The organism is Siminovitchia thermophila, assembly GCF_016909185.1.
GTDB lineage: Bacteria > Bacillota > Bacilli > Bacillales > Bacillaceae_C > Siminovitchia > Siminovitchia thermophila.
Genome location: NZ_JAFBFH010000084.1, coordinates 1 through 1,301, shown reverse-complemented (window position 1 = coordinate 1,301; position 1,301 = coordinate 1). Strand labels below are relative to the sequence as shown.

At 50.7% G+C, this 1,301-nt stretch carries 2 tRNA genes and 2 rRNA genes; all 4 read left to right on the top strand.

Annotated features, from left to right (window positions below):
• Window positions 1–59: ribosomal RNA gene (locus JOC94_RS22665) — 16S ribosomal RNA — on the top strand; the annotation flags it as partial.
• 200 nt (window positions 60–259) lie between these two features.
• A tRNA-Ile gene (locus tag JOC94_RS22660) sits at window positions 260–336 on the top strand.
• Between the two features lie 41 nt (window positions 337–377).
• Window positions 378–453, top strand: a tRNA-Ala gene (locus tag JOC94_RS22655).
• Window positions 454–812: 359 nt separating this feature from the next.
• Window positions 813–1,301, top strand: a 23S ribosomal RNA gene (locus tag JOC94_RS22650); the annotation flags it as partial.

Genomic DNA, 1,301 nt, shown 5'->3' with positions numbered 1-1,301 from the left:
TTGGGGTGAAGTCGTAACAAGGTAGCCGTATCGGAAGGTGCGGCTGGATCACCTCCTTTCTAAGGATAATTGAAATGTGGAGGCGACTGCTCGGCTGCGACCGGCGCTGTAGCTTCTGACGAAAAGTCCGCAGGACTTTACAGAAGAAGCGAAGCGATCTCGAGCAGCCAGGAGCCGCAACTGGACATTTCCAATAGATACAACATTGACGCTTTCGTTTCGTTTAGTTTTGAGAGGTCAAACTCTTTAAATCCCAAGTGGGCCTGTAGCTCAGCTGGTTAGAGCGCACGCCTGATAAGCGTGAGGTCGGTGGTTCGAGTCCACTCAGGCCCACCATCCCACATTTGGTAATAAAAATGGGGATTTTTCTACTTTATGGGGCCTTAGCTCAGCTGGGAGAGCGCCTGCTTTGCACGCAGGAGGTCAGCGGTTCGATCCCGCTAGGCTCCACCATATTTGTGCCTTTGCGATTTTGTAGCCGAGGACTTGGTTGCTATTAGCCGCAAAATTGCATAAATGTGCTGATGAATCACACCATGTGATTGGGTTCAGCCTACTTTGTTCTTTGAAAACCGGATAACATGAGAAGAAACAAACCGAGAATCGTTCACCTTATGGATGATCCATTATGGAGCAACCATGAGAAGTGTAAAACCTTTAGGTTTGAGTGTCAGTATCACTCAACCAAGGGCAACGAGAAGCGGGAAGATCAAGGAAGCGACCGAATGAGCACCGGAGCGCACATGAAGTGCGTAATGACGTGAATGAGGGAGCTGACATAGAGATTCGATGCTAATCGTTGACCGAAAAAAGATTAAGTTAATAAGGGCGCACGGTGAATGCCTTGGCACTAGGAGCCGATGAAGGACGGGACGAACACCGATATGCTTCGGGGAGCTGTAAGCAAGCTGATCCGGAGATTTCCGAATGGGGAAACCCACTGCCAGTAATGAGGCAGTATCCATTTCTGAATCCATAGGGAATGGAAGGCATACCCGGGGAACTGAAACATCTAAGTACCCGGAGGAAGAGAAAGAAAAATCGATTCCCCCAGTAGCGGCGAGCGAAACGGGAAGAGCCCAAACCGAAAGGCTTGCCTTTCGGGGTTGTAGGACACTCAAAGTGGAGTGACAAAGGAACGGCGTAGACGAAGCGGCCTGGAAAGGCCGGCCAAAGAAGGTAACAGCCCTGTAGTTGAAACGTCGCTCCCTCCCGAGTGGATCCTGAGTACGGCGGGACACGAGAAATCCCGTCGGAATCCGGGAGGACCATCTCCCAAGGCTAAATACTCCCTAGTGACC